We start from the raw sequence: 1187 nt of genomic DNA, 5'->3' as shown, positions 1-1187 counted from the left end.
CACCGCCGCCAAGCACGGCCTGGACGCACTCGACGTGCTCAAACAGCTGTTCACCACCGGACCGTGGATGCCCCCAGCTCACTCAAGCTGAATACGTACGGGCGATAGGGAGTATCTCGAAGCGGGAGGACCGTGAGGGAGTGAGTACCGTCGCGGGGCGCGCTGGCGGACCGGTTCGTAGTAGCGGTGAAGGTCCTGTAATCGGACTGGAGCGAAGGGGCCGGGTTGTTCGTGACTGTGTTCGTTCGATCAACCGGACGTGAGTCCGGGAGGAGTCGCGTGGACGAGTTGAAAGCACCAGGCAAGCCGTTCGATATTTCGAAGCGGGCTGTCTGGGAGGCGTGGGAGAAAGTCAAGGCGAACAAGGGTGCACCGGGTGTGGATGGGAGATCGATCGCCGCGTTCGAGGCTGACCTCAAGGGAAATCTGTATAGGGTCTGGAATCGGATGTCGTCGGGATCGTATTTCCCGCCGCCGGTGCGTGCGGTGGAGATCGCGAAGGCTACGGGAAGGGCACCAGAATTTTGGGGGTGCCCACGGTGGCCGATCGGGTCGCGCAGACGGTGGTGGCCAGGGTGTTGGAGGGCAAGGTCGAGTCGATCTTCCATCCGGACTCGTATGGGTATCGTCCGATGCGTTCTGCCCTCGACGCGGTAGCGGCGTGTCGCCGGCGGTGCTGGCAGACGAACTGGGTGATCGACTTGGACATCGCCAAGTTCTTCGACAGCGTGCCGTGGGACCTCGTGGTCAAAGCAGTCGAGGCGAACACCGAGTTGCCGTGGGTGGTGCTGTATGTGAAACGGTGGCTCGAAGCGCCGTTGCAGCTGCCCGACGGGTCGTTGCAGATCCGGGAGCGGGGGACCCCGCAAGGTTCCGCGGTCTCGCCCGTACTCGCCAATCTATTTCTGCACTACGCGTTCGATGCATGGATGGCCCGGGAGTTCCCGGGCGTCGGCTTCGAACGCTATGTGGATGACGCGGTGGTGCACTGCGTCAGCGAGGTCCAAGCCCGGCAAGTGCTGGCGGCCCTCGGGAAGAGGATGGCAGAGGTAGGGCTGGAACTGCATCCCGACAAGACCAGAATTGTGGGCAGGTTCAGCCGGTCGTAGCATTTGATCTTGGCGGTTGGGTGGGACAGGATGTTCCGCTGTGCGTGCGATGTTGACCTTGGGTGATCGGGAAGAGAT

Annotated in this window: 1 protein-coding gene; it reads left to right on the top strand. The window is 62.4% G+C overall.

All coding sequences use genetic code 11. From position 1 onward, the window contains the following. Positions 1-437 precede the first annotated feature (437 nt). A complete protein-coding gene (locus JNW87_RS38910) occupies positions 438-1109 on the top strand; it encodes a reverse transcriptase domain-containing protein (protein ID WP_255544865.1) in 672 nt (223 codons plus the stop codon). Positions 1110-1187: the final 78 nt, after the last annotated feature.

The sequence above is a fragment of the Micromonospora sp. ATA51 genome, assembly GCF_016802855.1.
GTDB lineage: Bacteria > Actinomycetota > Actinomycetes > Mycobacteriales > Micromonosporaceae > Micromonospora > Micromonospora sicca.
The sequence above is the reverse complement of the archived record's forward strand: the minus strand, read 5'-3'. Positions and strand labels throughout refer to the sequence as shown.